The organism is uncultured Sulfitobacter sp., assembly GCF_964021855.1.
Taxonomy (GTDB): Bacteria; Pseudomonadota; Alphaproteobacteria; order Rhodobacterales; family Rhodobacteraceae; genus Sulfitobacter.
In genome coordinates this window covers 121,638-136,551 of the sequence record NZ_CAXHZD010000001.1, presented here as the reverse complement: position 1 = coordinate 136,551, position 14,914 = coordinate 121,638, and the positions used below count along the sequence as shown (strand labels likewise).

The window sequence follows — 14,914 nt, the reverse complement described above, 5'->3', positions numbered from 1 at the left end:
ATGTGTTGCGGTTAACCTGATCCGATGATGACGCCGACTGCGAACACCAATGCACCACCCAGAACCACCTGAAAGGCCGCCCGGAAAAACGGCGTGTTCATATAGCGGTTCTGGATCCAAGCAATGGCCCACAGCTCTACAAAAACAACGGCGAAGGCGATGATTGTTGCCGTCCAGAAATCAGTGATCAGATAGGGTAGCGCGTGGCCTAGCCCGCCAAGCGTTGTCATGATGCCAGCAGACAACCCGCGTTTAAGCGGCGAGCCGCGGCCGGAAATCTGACCATCGTCTGAGGCCGCTTCGGTGAAGCCCATCGAGATGCCTGCCCCCAACGATGCGGCAAATCCCACGAGGAAAGTCGTCCATGTGTCTTGCGTCGCGAATGCTGTGGCAAAGATCGGCGCGAGGGTTGAGACGGAGCCATCCATCAAACCGGCCAACCCCGGTTGCACCCAGGTCAGGACAAACTGGCGGTGTGCTTCGCTGTCTTCCTTGCTGATGGTATCCTCGTCCAGGTGGGCTGCGGCCAAGTCATCCGCCGTTTGCTGGTGGCCTGCTTCGGCGGCGGCCAGATCGCCCAGCAGTTTGCGGGTGGAGGCGTCGGTGGTGCGGGCCGCGGCCTGGAGATAGAAATTCTCGGCTGATTTTTCCATTGCAGCCGCTTCGGCGCGGATACGGTCGAGGCCAAGGTTCTGGATCAGCCAGACGGGCGTGCGCGCATAATACCCGGACACATGTTCGCGACGGATCAGCGGGATCGTGGGGCCGAAACGTTTGGTGTGCAGATCGATCAGGCGTTGCCGATGGCCGTCTTCCTCGGTTGCCATGCCTTCGAAAATTGCAGCGCTGTCGGGGAATTCTTCACGCAGGTTTTCGGCGTAACCGCGATAGATCCGCGCGTCGTCTTCCTCGGACGAGATCGCAAGGGCGATGATTTCCTGTTCGGATAAATCTTTGAAACGTTTCCGATTGAGAGAGAACAGCATGTGGAACCTATGAATTTGTTTAGAATGATTCTAAACTTGATAACGGTATATTTCAAGAGCCTCTTCCGTCGTGGAACAGTCTGCGGGTAGCGCCGTTCGTTAAGGTTTTTCCCGCTTGTCGATAATCCTCACGGCTTTCCCCTCGGAACGGGGGACGCCGCCCACATCGCTGACGTCAATTTTGACACTGATGCCGATCGTTTCCTTGATCTGCGCTGCGAGCGCGGCGGCGGCAGCGCTGCGGGTGGCGTCGTTGATATCCAGATTGGCGCATTCACATAGCACGCGCATCTGGTCCATCCGATCCGGTTTGGACAGTTCGATTTGGAAATGCGGGGCAAGGTTGGGGATGGTCATTAATGCTTCTTCGATCTGAGTGGGGAAAACGTTCACCCCGCGCAGAATGATCATATCGTCGCTGCGCCCCGTGACCTTTTCCATCCGGCGCATGCTGCGGGCGGTGCCAGCCAAAAGGCGGGTCAGATCGCGGGTACGGTAGCGGATGATCGGAAACGCCTCTTTGGTGAGGGACGTGAAAACCAGCTCGCCTTTTTCCCCGTCTGCAACGGGCTGGCCGGTTTCAGGGTTGATGACCTCGGGGTAAAAATGATCCTCCCAAATGTGCAGGCCGTCTTTGGCTTCGACACATTCGCAGGAAACGCCGGGGCCCATAATTTCGGATAACCCATATATATCAACGGCATGCATATCAAAGGCTTGCTCGATCTCGACCCGCATGGCGTTGGTCCACGGTTCGGCCCCGAATATCCCTACGTCCAGCGAGGATTGACGCGGATCGATGCCCTGGCGGGCGTATTCGTCTAAAATCGACAGGGCATAGGACGGCGTGACCGTGATGCCATTGGGTTTGAAATCCTCGATCAGGCGGACTTGGCGCGGGGTCATTCCGCCCGAGATTGGCACCGTGCTGATGCCAAGTTTATCCGCACCCAGATGAATGCCCAAGCCGCCGGTGAAAAGCCCATATCCGTACGCATTATGCAGCATGTCGCCGGGTTTCAAACCGGCGGCGCGCAAGGATCGTGCAACCACGCTGCCCCAGTTTTCAAGGTCGGTTTTCGTGTACCCAACCACCGTCGGCTGACCCGTGGTGCCAGAGGACGCGTGGATGCGGGCAAGCTGTTCGCGCGGGACGGCAAACATGCCAAAGGGGTAATTGTCGCGCAGGTCGGTTTTGACCGTGAAGGGGAATTTGGCCAGATCGCTGAGGTCGTGCAAATCGTCGGGATGCACCCCCGCATCATCAAAGCTTTTGCGGTAGAATGCTACGTTGTCATAGGCATGCCGCAAGGACCATTTCAGACGCTCCAACTGCAAGGCGCTGATCTCATCCCGGCTGGCGATCTCGATGGGATCAAGGCTTTCACGGGCGGGGGTGAGGTCTTTCATGGGGTCATTTCCTCCTCGAAATGCTGGCCTTTTATGCTGCGCGACAACCCACGGAATAGCGCGATTACGCGGCCATCCTCCCCCGTGACGGTCACGTCATAGACACCGGATCGCCCGGTCTTTGATTGTTCGATTGCCTTTGCCATCAGACGTTCGCCCGATTTGCCCGGGGCAAGATATGTGATCTGGTTTTGCTGCGCGACGACTAGCTGGTTGTAGCTGTTACAGGCAAATGCAAAGGCACTGTCGGCAAGGGTAAAGATATAGCCGCCATGACAAATACCATGACCGTTCAACATGTTATCCGCCACCGTCATCGAAAGATGTGCCGTGCCGGGCGCGATATGATCGATCCGCATACCAAGGTTTTGGCTGGCCTTATCGGTTGCCCACATGGCAGCAGCAGATTTTTCGGCACGGGTTTGCGGGGTCATGGTGTGTCGCCTTTGTGTTTCACAAAAGTATTCGTTGCATTAATATTGTAACGCTTTCAAGATAATTCATCTGACATAAAGCTTGATTTGAGCCGTGATCGACGCAACTGTCAAAGTATGACGTTGCACTTACACCACTCAAACACCAAAAACGACCGCACGCCCGAGCAGGTCGCGTTTCACCGGACCGAATTATCCCCGATATTATCCCTATATGGCCGTATGGTTGCGGCGGGTGAATGGCGTGACTATGGCATTTCCTGCTTGCAGGATGTCGCGATATTTTCGGTATTTCGCAGGACCGCTGAAATGCCGCTGTACCGTATCGAAAAACGGCCCAAGATGCGGCTGAAGCAGGGGATGTATTCGGTGCTGGGCCCGAACGGGCAGGTGCTGCGCCGCGGTCAGGACCTGAGCGCCGTTTTGCGCGTGTTAGAGCGCAAGCTGATCCGCGCCATCGACAGCTAGCGCTGCGTCGGGTCGAGACCGACTATGGATTTAAGACCATTTGGAAGACATGATGCGCTTGTGGCCCGTCATCGCACCGTCGGTTTTGGCGATACGGTCAACCGCTTCTGAGATTGGTTCCAGCGTTACGGCCATCTTATGCGCGTTCGCGTGAATCAGCAGATTAGGCTTTAGCACGAGCGCGATATGTCCCTTCCAAAAGAGAAAATCACCCCGTTTGAAGTCGGAATCAGCGGGAAGGTGTGCGCCGAGCATCTGTAATTGTTGGTCGCTATCACCGGGGCAGGGGATGCCGCAAGCAAGGCAAGCGGACTGAACGAGGCCAGAACAATCAATCCCCCAGCGGCTGTTGCCACCCCACAGATATGGCGTGCCCAGAAACAGTTCGGCAATATCGCCTAGGTCTGATGCAACGGTACCGATTGGGCTGAGATGCTGCATCGGGATGTACCCCAACGTCGTGTGCGCAAAGTCATTGTCCTGCCCCAGAACAGTAATCTGGCTGCCAAAGGTCAGGGATGTTTGATCAGGCGATTTGAAATCAGGCTTAAGATACGCATGGGTGGCAGGGGCGCTTACGGTATGGGTGGGCCGCGTCTGCGCCCCGATGGCGGTTTCGGCAACGAAGCCGCAGTAGCCGTCTTTGCTAAGTTGCACATAACACCACCCGTCCACCTTGGCCAAAATGGTGAGGTGATCCCCGAAAATCGCCTGCCGGTCCCGCGGCCCGGCGGGCCTGCGGCATAGATCTGTCACCGGTACGATGATCTGGCCGGGTTCGTTTTGACGGACAAGGGCAGGATCAGGCGTTAAGCGAAAGTCGGTCATTTTTCGAAAAGCGTTTCAATGGCTGAGAATAATGCGCGGTTGGCTTGGCCTACCCCGCCTTTGGGGCGGGCCGGGGCTGCGGTGGGTTGCCAGCCATAGATGTCAAAATGCGCATAGGGGCTGTCGGTCACAAAGCGGCGCAGGAATAGGGCCGCAGTGATACAGCCAGCAAAACCACCCGTTGGCGCATTGTCTAGGTCCGCGACACCCGGTTCAATCATTGCCTCATAGGGGGTGTGAAAAGGCATCCGCCAAACTGGGTCCGCATGGGTTTCTGCGGCGTTTTCCACGGCTGAAACAAAGGTTTCGCTGTCGCTGAAATAGGGCGCAAGATCGGGGCCAACAGCAACACGCGCAGCTCCCGTCAGGGTCGCCATCGAAATGATTTGATCGGGCTTATCCTCGTCCGCGAGGGCAAGGGCATCCGCCAGAACCACGCGGCCTTCGGCATCTGTATTGTTAATCTCGACCGTCAGCCCTTTGCGTGATGTCAGGATATCCTGAGGACGGAATGAATTGGAGGATACCGAATTTTCGACGGCAGGGATCAACACGCGCAGCTGGATGTTCATGCCGGTGGTCATGATCATATGGGCCAGCCCCAGCACGGCGGCGGCACCGCCCATATCTTTCTTCATCAACCCCATAGAGGCAGCCGGTTTTAAGCTCAAGCCACCAGTGTCAAAGCAAACACCCTTGCCAACCAAGGTGATTTTTTTACCGGATTTCCCCCAACGCATGTCAATCAGACGCGGCGCGCGGTCGGCGGCACGGCCAACAGCGTGGATCATGGGCAGGTTTTGCGTCAACAAATCGTCGCCGGTGATGACGCTGATATCGGCACCATGTGTCTTTGCCAGATCACGCGCAGCGTTCTCCAGATCAGGTGGGCCCATGTCGGATGCGGGGGTGTTGATCAGATCGCGGGTCAGCATTTCGCCGTCAGCGATCGCAATCAACAGGTCAGCATTTACGCCATCTGGCGCGATCAGTTCGCCCTGCATGGGCGCAGATTTAGTATAGCGGTCAAAACGATAGGAGGACAGCAGCCAGCCCAAGGTTTCGTTTGCGAGTGTTTCGGGGGGTAAATCAGCTTCCAGCCGGTACACCGCTTTTGGCAGTTTCGCGGCTGCAGCGGCAAGGTGAAAGCGCCCCCGCTTGCGCGATGTTTCAGTGCCGTATCCGGCAATGGCCATCTGTGGGGAACCATCCGCCGCGGGGATAACCAATGCTTGGCCCACCGCAGCGGTGAAACCGTTTGTCGCGACCCAATTGGACACCGGTTCAGCTTGGCCGTCTAGCCAGGTATCAAGCTGGTCCTCGGGCATCAGGTGCAGTGGAATGGCATGAGATTTCGGGTCGGCGAATCTTGCGGGCATTGGGGTACTTTCTGAGACATGCGGCTTGCGCAGCAGCCTAGTCGTATCCGCGCCATCCGCAAGCCGTCAGATTGACATGTCCTGCGTATCCCAAATGGCAGTCAGCGAACGTTCACCCACGCGGACAAGTCGGGTTAGCGTCGCGGCAATCGCCACTTCGTCATTCTGGTCGACCGATTGCATGACATCAGTGGCAACGGCTGCGAGTTTTTGCAAACCCACTTGTTCTGCAATCGCGATCAAGGATCGGCTGTTTTTGCGCAGCTCCAACCAATCGGATGTGCGATACAGCCGGTCACAATGCGAGATACGCAGCGCCAATTCTTCCATAGCGCGGCAAACCACGTCCTCCGCATCCGATTCGCCCAATTGCTGGTAAAGCGAACCTAACCGTTCTTGATCGACGCAGACCCGTTCGGTTGGCCGCATTTGCAGAACTTGCATTTCATCACCCCGTAAATATGTCCCCACGACGGGCATTTTGTATGTGATAAGTCGTGTTCAAATGGTTGAGGTCGAAGCACCTTTTTGCTCGAATACGAGGCAAATTCAGTGTAGTTACGGCGGAACGAAAAAGGATTGAGCTGTATTATGGATAACGCGAAACCACTGCCATCTTACCTTGTGCAACGATATCATGGTTGGAAAGCAACGACTTATTCTGAAAATCAGGCTTGGTACCGGCGTCTTGCCAGCGACGGACAACACCCGCGTGCGATGGTGATTTCCTGCTGTGACAGCCGCGTTCACGTGACGTCCATTTTCGGTGCGGATCAGGGCGAATTCTTTATCCACCGTAATATCGCGAATCTGGTACCAGCGTTCAGCCCCGATGGTCAGCAGCATGGTACGTCTGCAGCCGTTGAATATGCGGTGCAGTCGCTCAAGGTCGCGCATTTGATTGTGCTTGGGCATTCCAACTGCGGTGGTGTGCAGGGCTGCATCGATATGTGTCAGGGCAAAGCCCCGCAACTGGACGAGAAAAGCAGTTTCGTCGGCCGGTGGATGGATATTCTGCGCCCGAAATACGAGATCGTCGCTGACATTGAGGATCGCGAAGAACAGGTTCGCCAGCTTGAGAAACACGCCGTTATGACGTCGCTTGAGAATCTGATGACCTTTCCGTGGATCGCGGAGAAGGTCAAAGACGGTAAGCTGACTTTGCATGGTTTGTGGACAGATATCGGCGAAGGTGGGCTGGAGTGTTATAGCGCTGACAAGGAAATTTTCCTTCCCGTATAAGGGCAGTCGGCAAGAAACTGACGGTACATTTTTTTACACTTGTCAAAATACACGCGGGGTGATTTCCTCGCGTTATGATTGTATCTGTAATTCTGCTTTTCTTCTCTTTGGGTGGCATCTGGATGTCGATGTCCGTCCCGGTTTGGTCGGATGCCATTCTGGTTGCCGCGCCCTGTGCGGTGGCCAGTGTCGTCATATTGTGCAGCGAAACGCGCAAATGGATCGCGCGGCGGGCAGCATCGCGGGCTAGATCAATCGTGATTGACGGGTCCAACGTGATGTATTGGCAAGACGGCACGCCGCGTATCGAATGCGTGAAAGAGGTTGTCGGTCATTTGACAGGTCTGGGTTTCAAACCCGGTGTGATGTTTGACGCAAACGCGGGCTATTTGTTTTCGGGTAAATACTGCGACGACAGAACGATAAGCGAACTGCTGAGACTGCCGGTTGAAGACGTCATGGTCGTACCCAAGGGCAACCCTGCGGACCCCTATATTCTTTCGGCCGCCCGAGATCTGGGGGCCTATATCATCACGAATGACCGGTTTCGGGATTGGGCCAAGGATTTCCCAGAAGTGCGCGAACCGGGTCACCTGATTAAAGGTGAATACCGCAAGGGCCAGCTGTGGTTTGATTTCACGGCGGACGACGCCACACTGCAGGCGGCTTAGGTCTAGACACCTTTGATATCAAAAAGGGCCCGCGAATCACGCGAGCCCTTGGTCGTTAGTTAGTCAAAGCGTTTAGCCTTTTTTCAGCACTTCGCGGCCCAGCAGTTCAGCGATCTGCACGGCGTTCAGGGCAGCGCCCTTGCGCAGGTTGTCGCTAACGCACCACAGGTTGATGCCGTTATCGATTGTGCTGTCTTGGCGGATGCGGCTGATGAAGGTGGCGAAATCGCCAGCGCATTCAACGGGTGTGACGTATCCACCGTCTTCACGCTTGTCGATCACCATGACGCCGGGGGATTCGCGCAAGATGTCGCGGGCCTCGTTTTCGTCCAGATGGTCTTCGAATTCGATGTTGATCGATTCGGCGTGGCCGACAAAGACAGGAACGCGCACGCATGTGGCGGTGACCTTGATTTTCGGATCGACGATTTTCTTGGTCTCGACCATCATCTTCCATTCTTCTTTCGTGTCGCCGCTGTCCATAAAGACGTCGATATGCGGGATCACGTTGAATGCAATCTGCTTGGTGAACTTGCGCGCAGGCTTGTCATCGGTCGGGTTGTAGATCGATTTGGTCTGATCCCACAGCTCGTCCATGCCGTCTTTGCCCGCGCCTGACACCGACTGATAGGTCGACACGACAACGCGTTTGATCGTGGCGCGGTCATGCAGCGGCTTAAGCGCCACAACCATCTGCGCGGTCGAGCAGTTCGGGTTCGCGATGATGTTTTTCTTGGAATAATCGTGGATTGCCTGTGGGTTTACCTCAGGCACGATCAACGGGATATCGGGGTCGTAGCGATACAGCGACGAGTTATCGATAACCACGCATCCGGCCTTGGCGGCCTTGGGGGCGTATTTCTTGGTCGCTTCGGAGCCGACGGCGAACAACGCCATATCCCAGCCCGTAAAGTCGAACGTATCCAAGTCTTTCGTCTTGAGTGTCTTATCGCCAAAGCTGACTTCGGATCCCATAGATTTGCGCGAGGCAAGTGCCACGATCTCATCCACAGGGAAGTGGCGCTCGGCCAGAATGTTCAGCATTTCACGGCCCACATTACCAGTGGCACCCGCGATGACGACGCGATAACCCATCTTAAAACTCCAATACTAAAATGTGATGGTGCGCGCCTCTTATACCGCTTGGGGCTGCGGGGAAAGGGGGTGCGCGTTAATGGGCCGTATCGCGTGAAAACAGATAGACAAACAATCCTGCGGCCATCATCCCCGCGAATAAGGTGAAAATCACGACATAGGGTGCTTGGGCCGTGACCGCTGGCTGGCTGGCACCAAAGGCACGCCCTGACAGGAATTGCGCGACACCGACGCCGCCAATGCTGCACAGGTTCAACAGGGTCATGCCACGCCCGATCAACTGGGGCGGCAGAAAGCTGCGCCCGTGTGCGATGATCACAGCATATGTCGCGCCGAAAAAGCCAATGGCGGCCATCAGACATGTCGCCAGAACCAGCCCGCTGGCCGGGTAAAAGATCAGACCACAGAGCGCCAAAAGGTTCAGGCTGGTCCCCCCGATCACGACCCATTTGGTACTGCCCATCAGCCGGTCAAGCGGGCCATAGGCAAAGGTGCCCGCAACCATGGCTGCCCCCATAAGCAATGTCGCCAACCCAATTTGATGTGCGTCAGCGGCAAAGACGTCTTCGAAATAGGGGCCGATCCAAAGCCCGCGCAGCGCGCCGACTTGGGCATAGCTGACGGCCATGATCGGGAAAATGAACCACAAGGCTTTGATCTTGAAAACCGCCAAAAGGCTGCCACGCGCCTCGCCCTCGGGGGTGGCGGGGTCGCGTACCACGGCCCAAATGCCAATCGCGGTCAGGCTGGTGATCGCGCACAGCCCCCAAAGCGACGCGCGCCAGCCGATTGTTTCAGCTGCAATGGCCATCGGATATGAGGCGACAAGATTACCAAAGGTCCCGATGCCGACCATGACAGACGCGAGAACCACGAAACGCGCGGGTGGGTATTCACGCGCAAAGATATAGTAAGACGCCATAAGAACCGGCGCACAACCGATGCCGATCAACGCCATCGCAATATGGATATGCAGGGGCACCGTCGCCAGCGCAAATACCGCAGCACCGCCACCGCCGCCCACCAGCAAAAGGGCAGCCGCCGTCCGGCGTGGCCCGACGGTATCAAGCGCCCAACCAACGGGTAGTTGCATTGCCGCAAAAGCAAAGAACCATAGCCCAGATGCAAAGGCGAGATCCTCTGGCCCGGCACCGATGTCGGATCTAAGCGCAGGGGTCAGGACGGCCAGAAAGGCGCGAAAAAACTGGCTAAGTATATAGCCGATGCCGAGCACGACGATGCCGCGTGTCATTTGAGGGTGTTTTTCCATTTGGCGGCCAAGGCTTGCGCCGTTTGGCTAAGGATCAGGACATCCGCCCCAACAGCGACAAAGCGCGCGCCTGCCTTGATCGCAGCGTTTGTCATGTCATCTTTCATCGACAGGATACCAGCGGCTTTGCCAGAGGCGTCAATCTTGGCAATGGCCCCCATGATCGCCGCCATCACGTCAGGATGCGCCGGATTGCCCATATGCCCCATATCAGCGGCCAGATCGGCAGGGCCGACGAACACACCGTCAATGCCGTCCACCGCAAGGATATCGTCAAGGTTCTCAAGGCCTTTGCGGCTTTCGACCTGTACCAACAGGCAAATCTGGTCGTCCGCTGTTAGCCCGTAATCGGCGATTTGCGAAAACCGCGACGCGCGGGACAGGGCATAGCCCACACCACGGTCACCATGGGGCGGATAGGTTGTGTCGCGCACGAGCTGTCGGGCTTGGTCGGCGTTATCAACCATGGGGACCAGGATTGTCTGGGCCCCCGCATCCAGAATTTGCTTGATCAGGTATGTTTCGCCAATAGGCACGCGCACAACAGGGTTGCTGGGGGACGCTTCGAGCACCTGAAGCTGGGCGAGGATGGTCCGCAGATCGTTGGGCGAGTGTTCGCTGTCGATCACCAGCCAATCAAAGCCGGCCGTCCCCATCACTTCGGCACTGTAAGGATTGGCAAGGCCAAGCCAACAGCCGAAAACCGTTTTGCCATCTTTGAGCGCTTGCTTGAACGGATTGTGGGGGGCGGGCATGGGCGTGTTCCTTGGCAAATTATTCACACGCACCCTAGGGGGATGACTTGACCACTGTCCAGTGGGGGCGCTGCCCCCGCCGCCTTTTGGCGGCTCCCCCGGAGTTTATTTGGCAAAATGAAAAGGTCAGAGAACCTTGATCACGTCCTTGTCGATCGCAAGCATATAGCCGCGGCGGGCGATGTTTTTAACGAGCAATTCGGACACGATCTGATTGCCGAGTGTGTCGCGCAGCCGCTTTATCCGGGTGGCACCTGCCGCTTCGTCGCAGTCCGATGCGTTGCGGCCCGATATGACGCCTTCGATTTCCGACCCTGACAGAACGTCATCGTCCATCCGCGCCTCGGCCAGCACAGACATGGTCTCCATCGCGGCGGCCGTCAGTTTGAAGCCAAGGTTATTGAGATAGACGGTGTTTTCCTCGCGGCTGATAAGCAGGGAGTTTACCTGAATACCGACGCGTTCAATCTGGGCCATGCGGCGGTTGAAGCTGATAAGCATGATGAGAAAAACAAGTGCTGCGATCAGCATTGCTGTGGCAAACACAAGCAAGACGATGATGACAATGCGGTAGCTGGCCAGCGTTTCCGAAAAGGCAGTGCCGGATTGCGCGAGGATTTCGAGCAGTTTGATTTCGGCCTGGGTGGTGAGGTCGTCGTTTTCGACAAAGATGCGTTCGACCTGGGCATTAAACGCGTTGGCATCGGGCAGCGCCCAGAGCAGCAACCCCGCACCGATTAGCAAAATCAGGGCAACGGCGGCAATTCCACCGCCGACAAGCCGGCCACCGGCGCGGCGTATCTCAGAAGCGGAGGAAGTTTGGTCCGGCACTGTCTTTCCTTTGGGTAAGTCCATCATCACCAAAAACCGAGACGATGTTCAGCAATGTCCAGCCCTTGGCCGCGAGGCGTTGCGACAGTTGGGCTTGGGCAGAGTTTATGCTGCATTCCCCCGAGATTTGCGCAACGCCGTAGTGGAGGCGCAGCGGGTTTTCCTGTTTTGCCTTATAATCCGCATAGCAGCCGGCAGCCTGTACCGGCAAAGCGGCGAGACTGAGCGCGGCGGTTGTCACCAACATATATAGCGTGTGTTTCATGCCTGAAACTCTGCGCTTTTATAGTTGGGTATTCAATATCGATTGGGGCTGGCCGCGTTGATATCCGATAACACTGAGCCGTTATTGCCTGTCTGATGCGGGAAAGCCCAGTTTGATCCCAGAGGCCGAAAACAGTTTTGGCTTTGCATGGGTCTGGACCCGTGCCCGTTTTGAAAGGATCAGACCATGTATCAGAAATTCATTGCAACCATCGCCGTGCTCTCAATCGCGATTACCGGTTTAAGTGCGACCTCTGCCGCCGCTGGGGATCGAAACCGCGATCTGGCGCGGATTGCGGCTGGTGTGTTGGGCGTGGCGATTGTCGGCAAGATTATTCACGACAATAACAAGGACCGCCTGGAGCAACGCCACGTGACCCAAGGCCACGGAAATCGCGGTCATGTTGTGACGCGCGAGAGGGTTCAGCCGCGACCGTTGCCCCAGAAATACCGGACGCAAAAGCATCGCCCCCGCCAAGATAGCAAGCTTTTGCCGCAGAATTGTTTTCGCAGCTATGACACGCGCCGCGGACAAGTCGTGATGTTTGGCAGCCGTTGTCTGCAAAAGAATTTCCGCCACGCAAACCGTTTGCCGCAGCATTGTGCGCAGACGATCCGGACGTTCCAAGGAACCCGCAGTGGTTATGATGCCCGCTGCCTGCGCGGCGCAGGGTACAGTTTGGCGCGGGGGTAAATCCGCGCGCTAAAGCCGGGGGACATTGCGTTCATCCGGATTGAAGGGAGGGGTGTTCGGGCACTTCTCCCTTTTTAATGTTACCGCGTGGCGCGGATGTGCGCCTTCGGCGAGGATATTGTTGAGCCAGAGAAGCCCTAGGGGTTGTGAATCGGTGACGTCTGGGGTTTCAGGGCGGGATGGGACCAGATTTTGAATTTGAGAATGACGCCTATGCGCGCGGATATATGCGCGTTGCAGGGGTAGACGAAGTGGGTCGCGGGCCATTGGCCGGGCCGGTGACGGCGGCAGCTGTCGTGTTGGACCCGTCCCGTATTCCCGATGGCTTGAACGATTCAAAGAAGCTGAGCAAGAAGGCGCGGGAGCGATTGTATGAGGAGATCATGCAAGTCGCAGATGTGAGCATTGCCCACGCATCGGTCGCGGAAATCGAAGAGCTGAATATTTTGCGGGCCAGCCATCTTGCGATGGTGCGTGCGTTGGATGGGTTGAAAGAGCCTGCCGATTTTGCGCTGGTCGATGGCAATATGTTGCCGCGTGACCTGACCATCAAAGCGCAGACGATCATCAAAGGGGATGCGCGGTCTCAGTCGATTTCGGCGGCATCAATCATGGCTAAAATATGTCGAGATTATGTCATGTTGTCATTGGCGCAACAGCACCCGGGCTATGGATGGGAAACCAACATGGGATACGGGTCAAAAAGACACATAGAGGCGCTTCGAAATCTTGGGGTAACCCCACACCATAGACGTTTGTTCAAGCCCGTACACAATATGTTGTATCAAGAAAAATAACTAACTAGTTGATTCAAAAAAGAAATTGACCGCGAATCATCTGTCGGGGCATCTTAGTCTCAACCAAGAGCACACAATGTGCCGGGGCAGAGGCAGATATTATGAAGACGATGACAAAGGGTGCAGACGCACTTCCCTTGAATACAATTATTGCGGGCGACTGCATTGATGCGATGAATGCGCTGCCCGAAGGGTCAGTTGATCTGATCTTTGCAGACCCGCCGTATAACCTGCAATTGCGGGGTGATTTGCATCGTCCGGATAACTCGAAGGTTGATGCCGTCGATGACGCTTGGGACCAGTTTTCGAGCTTTGCTGTATACGACGAATTCACCCGCGCCTGGCTTAAGGCCGCGCGTCGGTTGCTAAAGCCGAATGGTGCGATCTGGGTTATTGGCAGCTACCATAATATTTTTCGCGTTGGTTCTGCCTTGCAAGACCAAGGCTACTGGATTTTGAACGACGTGGTTTGGCGCAAGTCCAACCCGATGCCGAACTTTCGCGGCAAACGCTTTACCAATGCACATGAAACGATGATCTGGGCTGGCAAAGACGAGAACGCGAAATACACGTTTAACTATGAGGCGTTGAAAGCGCTGAACGAAGGTATCCAGATGCGCAGCGATTGGGTTTTGCCAATCTGTAATGGCCACGAGCGTCTAAAAGACGACGCGGGCGATAAAGCGCATCCAACACAAAAACCCGAAAGCCTGCTGCACCGTATTTTGGTGGGTTCGACCAATCCGGGTGACGTGGTGCTCGATCCGTTTTTTGGCACGGGTACCACCGGTGCTGTCGCCAAAATGCTGGGCCGTGATTTCATCGGGATCGAACGTGAAGAAGCGTACCGCAAGGTTGCCGAAAAACGCATCAAATCTGTGCGCAAGTTCGACAAAGAAGCGTTGCAGACCACGACATCCAAGCGGTCTGAGCCGCGCGTGCCGTTTGGCCAATTGGTCGAACGCGGTATGCTGCGCCCGGGAGAAGAGCTTTATTCGTTGAATGGTCGCTATTCGGCCAAGGTGCGTGCTGATGGCACGCTGATCGGCAACGAGGTTAAAGGGTCCATTCACCAAGTAGGTGCCGCCTATGAGAAGGCACCCAGCTGTAATGGATGGACATACTGGTGCTACAAAAAAGACGGCAAACGTGTGCCGATCGATATTTTGCGCCAGCAAATCAGGGCGGAAATGGCCAACTAGGCCACGCCTTTTCACACAAGTTTTATGAACACCGCCGGTGCCCCGCGTCTTTCTACATGAATGCACGCCTCAGGGAGCACTCACCTTGGCCCCGCCTGTTTGGCGGGGTCTTTTTCGTGGTGCGGCACCTTAGTGCAGTCGCGGGTTTCCCATTTTTCGCGCGTGTTTAAAGGCATCCAGCACATATTGCTGGCCGAACTCTGACTTGTTGACCACATGCAACACGCCTGCGGTTGCCGCCTTGGCCCACATAAAGGGGGTCGGCCAATCGCTGACCATGACCACCGCGATATGTGAAAAAATCTTGAGCTCTGCCAATTCGACGGCAAAATCCGCGCCCAAGCCATCGGGCAGGTGATTGTCGAGCAGGATCACAGACACCGGATATTTGGCCAAAGTTTGCCGGGCCTCGCGCAGCGTTGTGGCCACATAAATCTGTGTGTCCGACATGTTTCGATGGATGATGCGGGTCATTTTGACCTGATCAAATGTACTATCTTCGACGATCAAGCAGGCAGGCGATGTATTGTTCGCTTCGGCAATATTCGCATTTTGCTGACGTGGCATGAGACCCCTCACCATGGCTGG

18 protein-coding genes are annotated in these 14,914 nt (G+C 56.0%); 6 read left to right on the top strand and 12 right to left on the bottom strand.

Annotation, left to right across the window (positions count from 1 at the left end; all coding sequences use genetic code 11):
- Window positions 1–11: 11 nt before the first annotated feature.
- The 3 genes from mbfA to paaI all read right to left on the bottom strand — a co-directional run bounded on the left by mbfA (window position 12) and on the right by paaI (window position 2,830).
- Window positions 12–986, bottom strand: coding sequence for an iron exporter MbfA (mbfA, locus tag AADJ11_RS00665; RefSeq protein WP_341232638.1), 975 nt, complete (start codon window positions 984–986; stop codon window positions 12–14).
- Between the two features lie 99 nt (window positions 987–1,085).
- Complete coding sequence (paaK, locus tag AADJ11_RS00660; RefSeq protein ID WP_341232637.1) at window positions 1,086–2,396, bottom strand: phenylacetate--CoA ligase PaaK; 1,311 nt, start codon at window positions 2,394–2,396, stop codon at window positions 1,086–1,088.
- Entirely contained in the window at window positions 2,393–2,830 is a 438-nt protein-coding gene (gene paaI / locus AADJ11_RS00655; RefSeq protein ID WP_341232636.1) for a hydroxyphenylacetyl-CoA thioesterase PaaI, read from the bottom strand. Before paaI ends, paaK begins: the two co-directional genes overlap by 4 nt.
- A gap of 117 nt (window positions 2,831–2,947) precedes the next feature.
- Between paaI and AADJ11_RS00650 the strand changes: the two genes are divergently transcribed.
- Window positions 2,948–3,298: a DUF2794 domain-containing protein gene (locus AADJ11_RS00650; RefSeq protein ID WP_341232635.1), complete on the top strand. Its 351-nt coding sequence runs from the start codon at window positions 2,948–2,950 to the stop codon at window positions 3,296–3,298.
- Window positions 3,299–3,328: 30 nt separating this feature from the next.
- Here AADJ11_RS00650 and AADJ11_RS00645 read toward each other — a convergent pair whose 3' ends face one another.
- The 3 genes from AADJ11_RS00645 to AADJ11_RS00635 all read right to left on the bottom strand — a co-directional run bounded on the left by AADJ11_RS00645 (window position 3,329) and on the right by AADJ11_RS00635 (window position 5,949).
- A complete protein-coding gene (locus tag AADJ11_RS00645) occupies window positions 3,329–4,126 on the bottom strand; it encodes an NlpC/P60 family protein (protein WP_341232634.1) in 798 nt (265 codons plus the stop codon).
- A complete protein-coding gene (locus AADJ11_RS00640; RefSeq protein ID WP_341232633.1) occupies window positions 4,123–5,505 on the bottom strand; it encodes a leucyl aminopeptidase family protein in 1,383 nt (460 codons plus the stop codon). Before AADJ11_RS00640 ends, AADJ11_RS00645 begins: the two co-directional genes overlap by 4 nt.
- Before the next feature lie 66 nt (window positions 5,506–5,571).
- Window positions 5,572–5,949: a hypothetical protein gene (locus AADJ11_RS00635; protein ID WP_341232632.1), complete on the bottom strand. Its 378-nt coding sequence runs from the start codon at window positions 5,947–5,949 to the stop codon at window positions 5,572–5,574.
- Between the two features lie 147 nt (window positions 5,950–6,096).
- On the opposite strand from AADJ11_RS00635, the gene AADJ11_RS00630 reads away from it, so the two are divergent.
- Entirely contained in the window at window positions 6,097–6,747 is a 651-nt protein-coding gene (locus AADJ11_RS00630) for a carbonic anhydrase (RefSeq protein WP_341232631.1), read from the top strand.
- 122 nt (window positions 6,748–6,869) lie between these two features.
- Window positions 6,870–7,418: a hypothetical protein gene (locus AADJ11_RS00625; protein ID WP_341232630.1), complete on the top strand. Its 549-nt coding sequence runs from the start codon at window positions 6,870–6,872 to the stop codon at window positions 7,416–7,418.
- A gap of 72 nt (window positions 7,419–7,490) precedes the next feature.
- Here the strand turns inward: AADJ11_RS00625 and AADJ11_RS00620 are convergent, their stop codons facing one another.
- The 5 genes from AADJ11_RS00620 to AADJ11_RS00600 all read right to left on the bottom strand — a co-directional run bounded on the left by AADJ11_RS00620 (window position 7,491) and on the right by AADJ11_RS00600 (window position 11,634).
- Window positions 7,491–8,513 (bottom strand): aspartate-semialdehyde dehydrogenase, encoded by a 1,023-nt coding sequence (locus AADJ11_RS00620; protein ID WP_341232629.1) that lies wholly within the window; start codon window positions 8,511–8,513, stop codon window positions 7,491–7,493.
- Between the two features lie 76 nt (window positions 8,514–8,589).
- On the bottom strand, window positions 8,590–9,765 hold the full coding sequence (locus tag AADJ11_RS00615) for an MFS transporter (RefSeq protein WP_341232628.1): 1,176 nt from the start codon (window positions 9,763–9,765) through the stop codon (window positions 8,590–8,592).
- Complete coding sequence (locus AADJ11_RS00610; RefSeq protein ID WP_341232627.1) at window positions 9,762–10,538, bottom strand: HpcH/HpaI aldolase/citrate lyase family protein; 777 nt, start codon at window positions 10,536–10,538, stop codon at window positions 9,762–9,764. Before AADJ11_RS00610 ends, AADJ11_RS00615 begins: the two co-directional genes overlap by 4 nt.
- A gap of 126 nt (window positions 10,539–10,664) precedes the next feature.
- Window positions 10,665–11,369, bottom strand: a complete 705-nt coding sequence (locus AADJ11_RS00605; RefSeq protein ID WP_341232626.1) for a hypothetical protein — start codon at window positions 11,367–11,369, stop codon at window positions 10,665–10,667.
- On the bottom strand, window positions 11,341–11,634 hold the full coding sequence (locus tag AADJ11_RS00600) for a hypothetical protein (protein ID WP_341232625.1): 294 nt from the start codon (window positions 11,632–11,634) through the stop codon (window positions 11,341–11,343). The genes AADJ11_RS00605 and AADJ11_RS00600 overlap by 29 nt, the downstream gene beginning before the upstream one ends.
- A gap of 186 nt (window positions 11,635–11,820) precedes the next feature.
- Between AADJ11_RS00600 and AADJ11_RS00595 the strand changes: the two genes are divergently transcribed.
- The 3 genes from AADJ11_RS00595 (at window position 11,821) to AADJ11_RS00585 (ending at window position 14,326) form a co-directional block, all read left to right on the top strand.
- Window positions 11,821–12,327: a hypothetical protein gene (locus AADJ11_RS00595; RefSeq protein WP_341232624.1), complete on the top strand. Its 507-nt coding sequence runs from the start codon at window positions 11,821–11,823 to the stop codon at window positions 12,325–12,327.
- A gap of 179 nt (window positions 12,328–12,506) precedes the next feature.
- Window positions 12,507–13,124: a ribonuclease HII gene (locus AADJ11_RS00590; RefSeq protein ID WP_341232623.1), complete on the top strand. Its 618-nt coding sequence runs from the start codon at window positions 12,507–12,509 to the stop codon at window positions 13,122–13,124.
- Between the two features lie 101 nt (window positions 13,125–13,225).
- Complete coding sequence (locus AADJ11_RS00585) at window positions 13,226–14,326, top strand: site-specific DNA-methyltransferase (protein WP_341232622.1); 1,101 nt, start codon at window positions 13,226–13,228, stop codon at window positions 14,324–14,326.
- A 129-nt stretch (window positions 14,327–14,455) separates the two neighbouring features.
- On the opposite strand, the gene AADJ11_RS00580 is transcribed toward AADJ11_RS00585, so the two are convergent.
- On the bottom strand, window positions 14,456–14,893 hold the full coding sequence (locus AADJ11_RS00580) for a response regulator (protein ID WP_341232621.1): 438 nt from the start codon (window positions 14,891–14,893) through the stop codon (window positions 14,456–14,458).
- Window positions 14,894–14,914 lie beyond the last annotated feature (21 nt).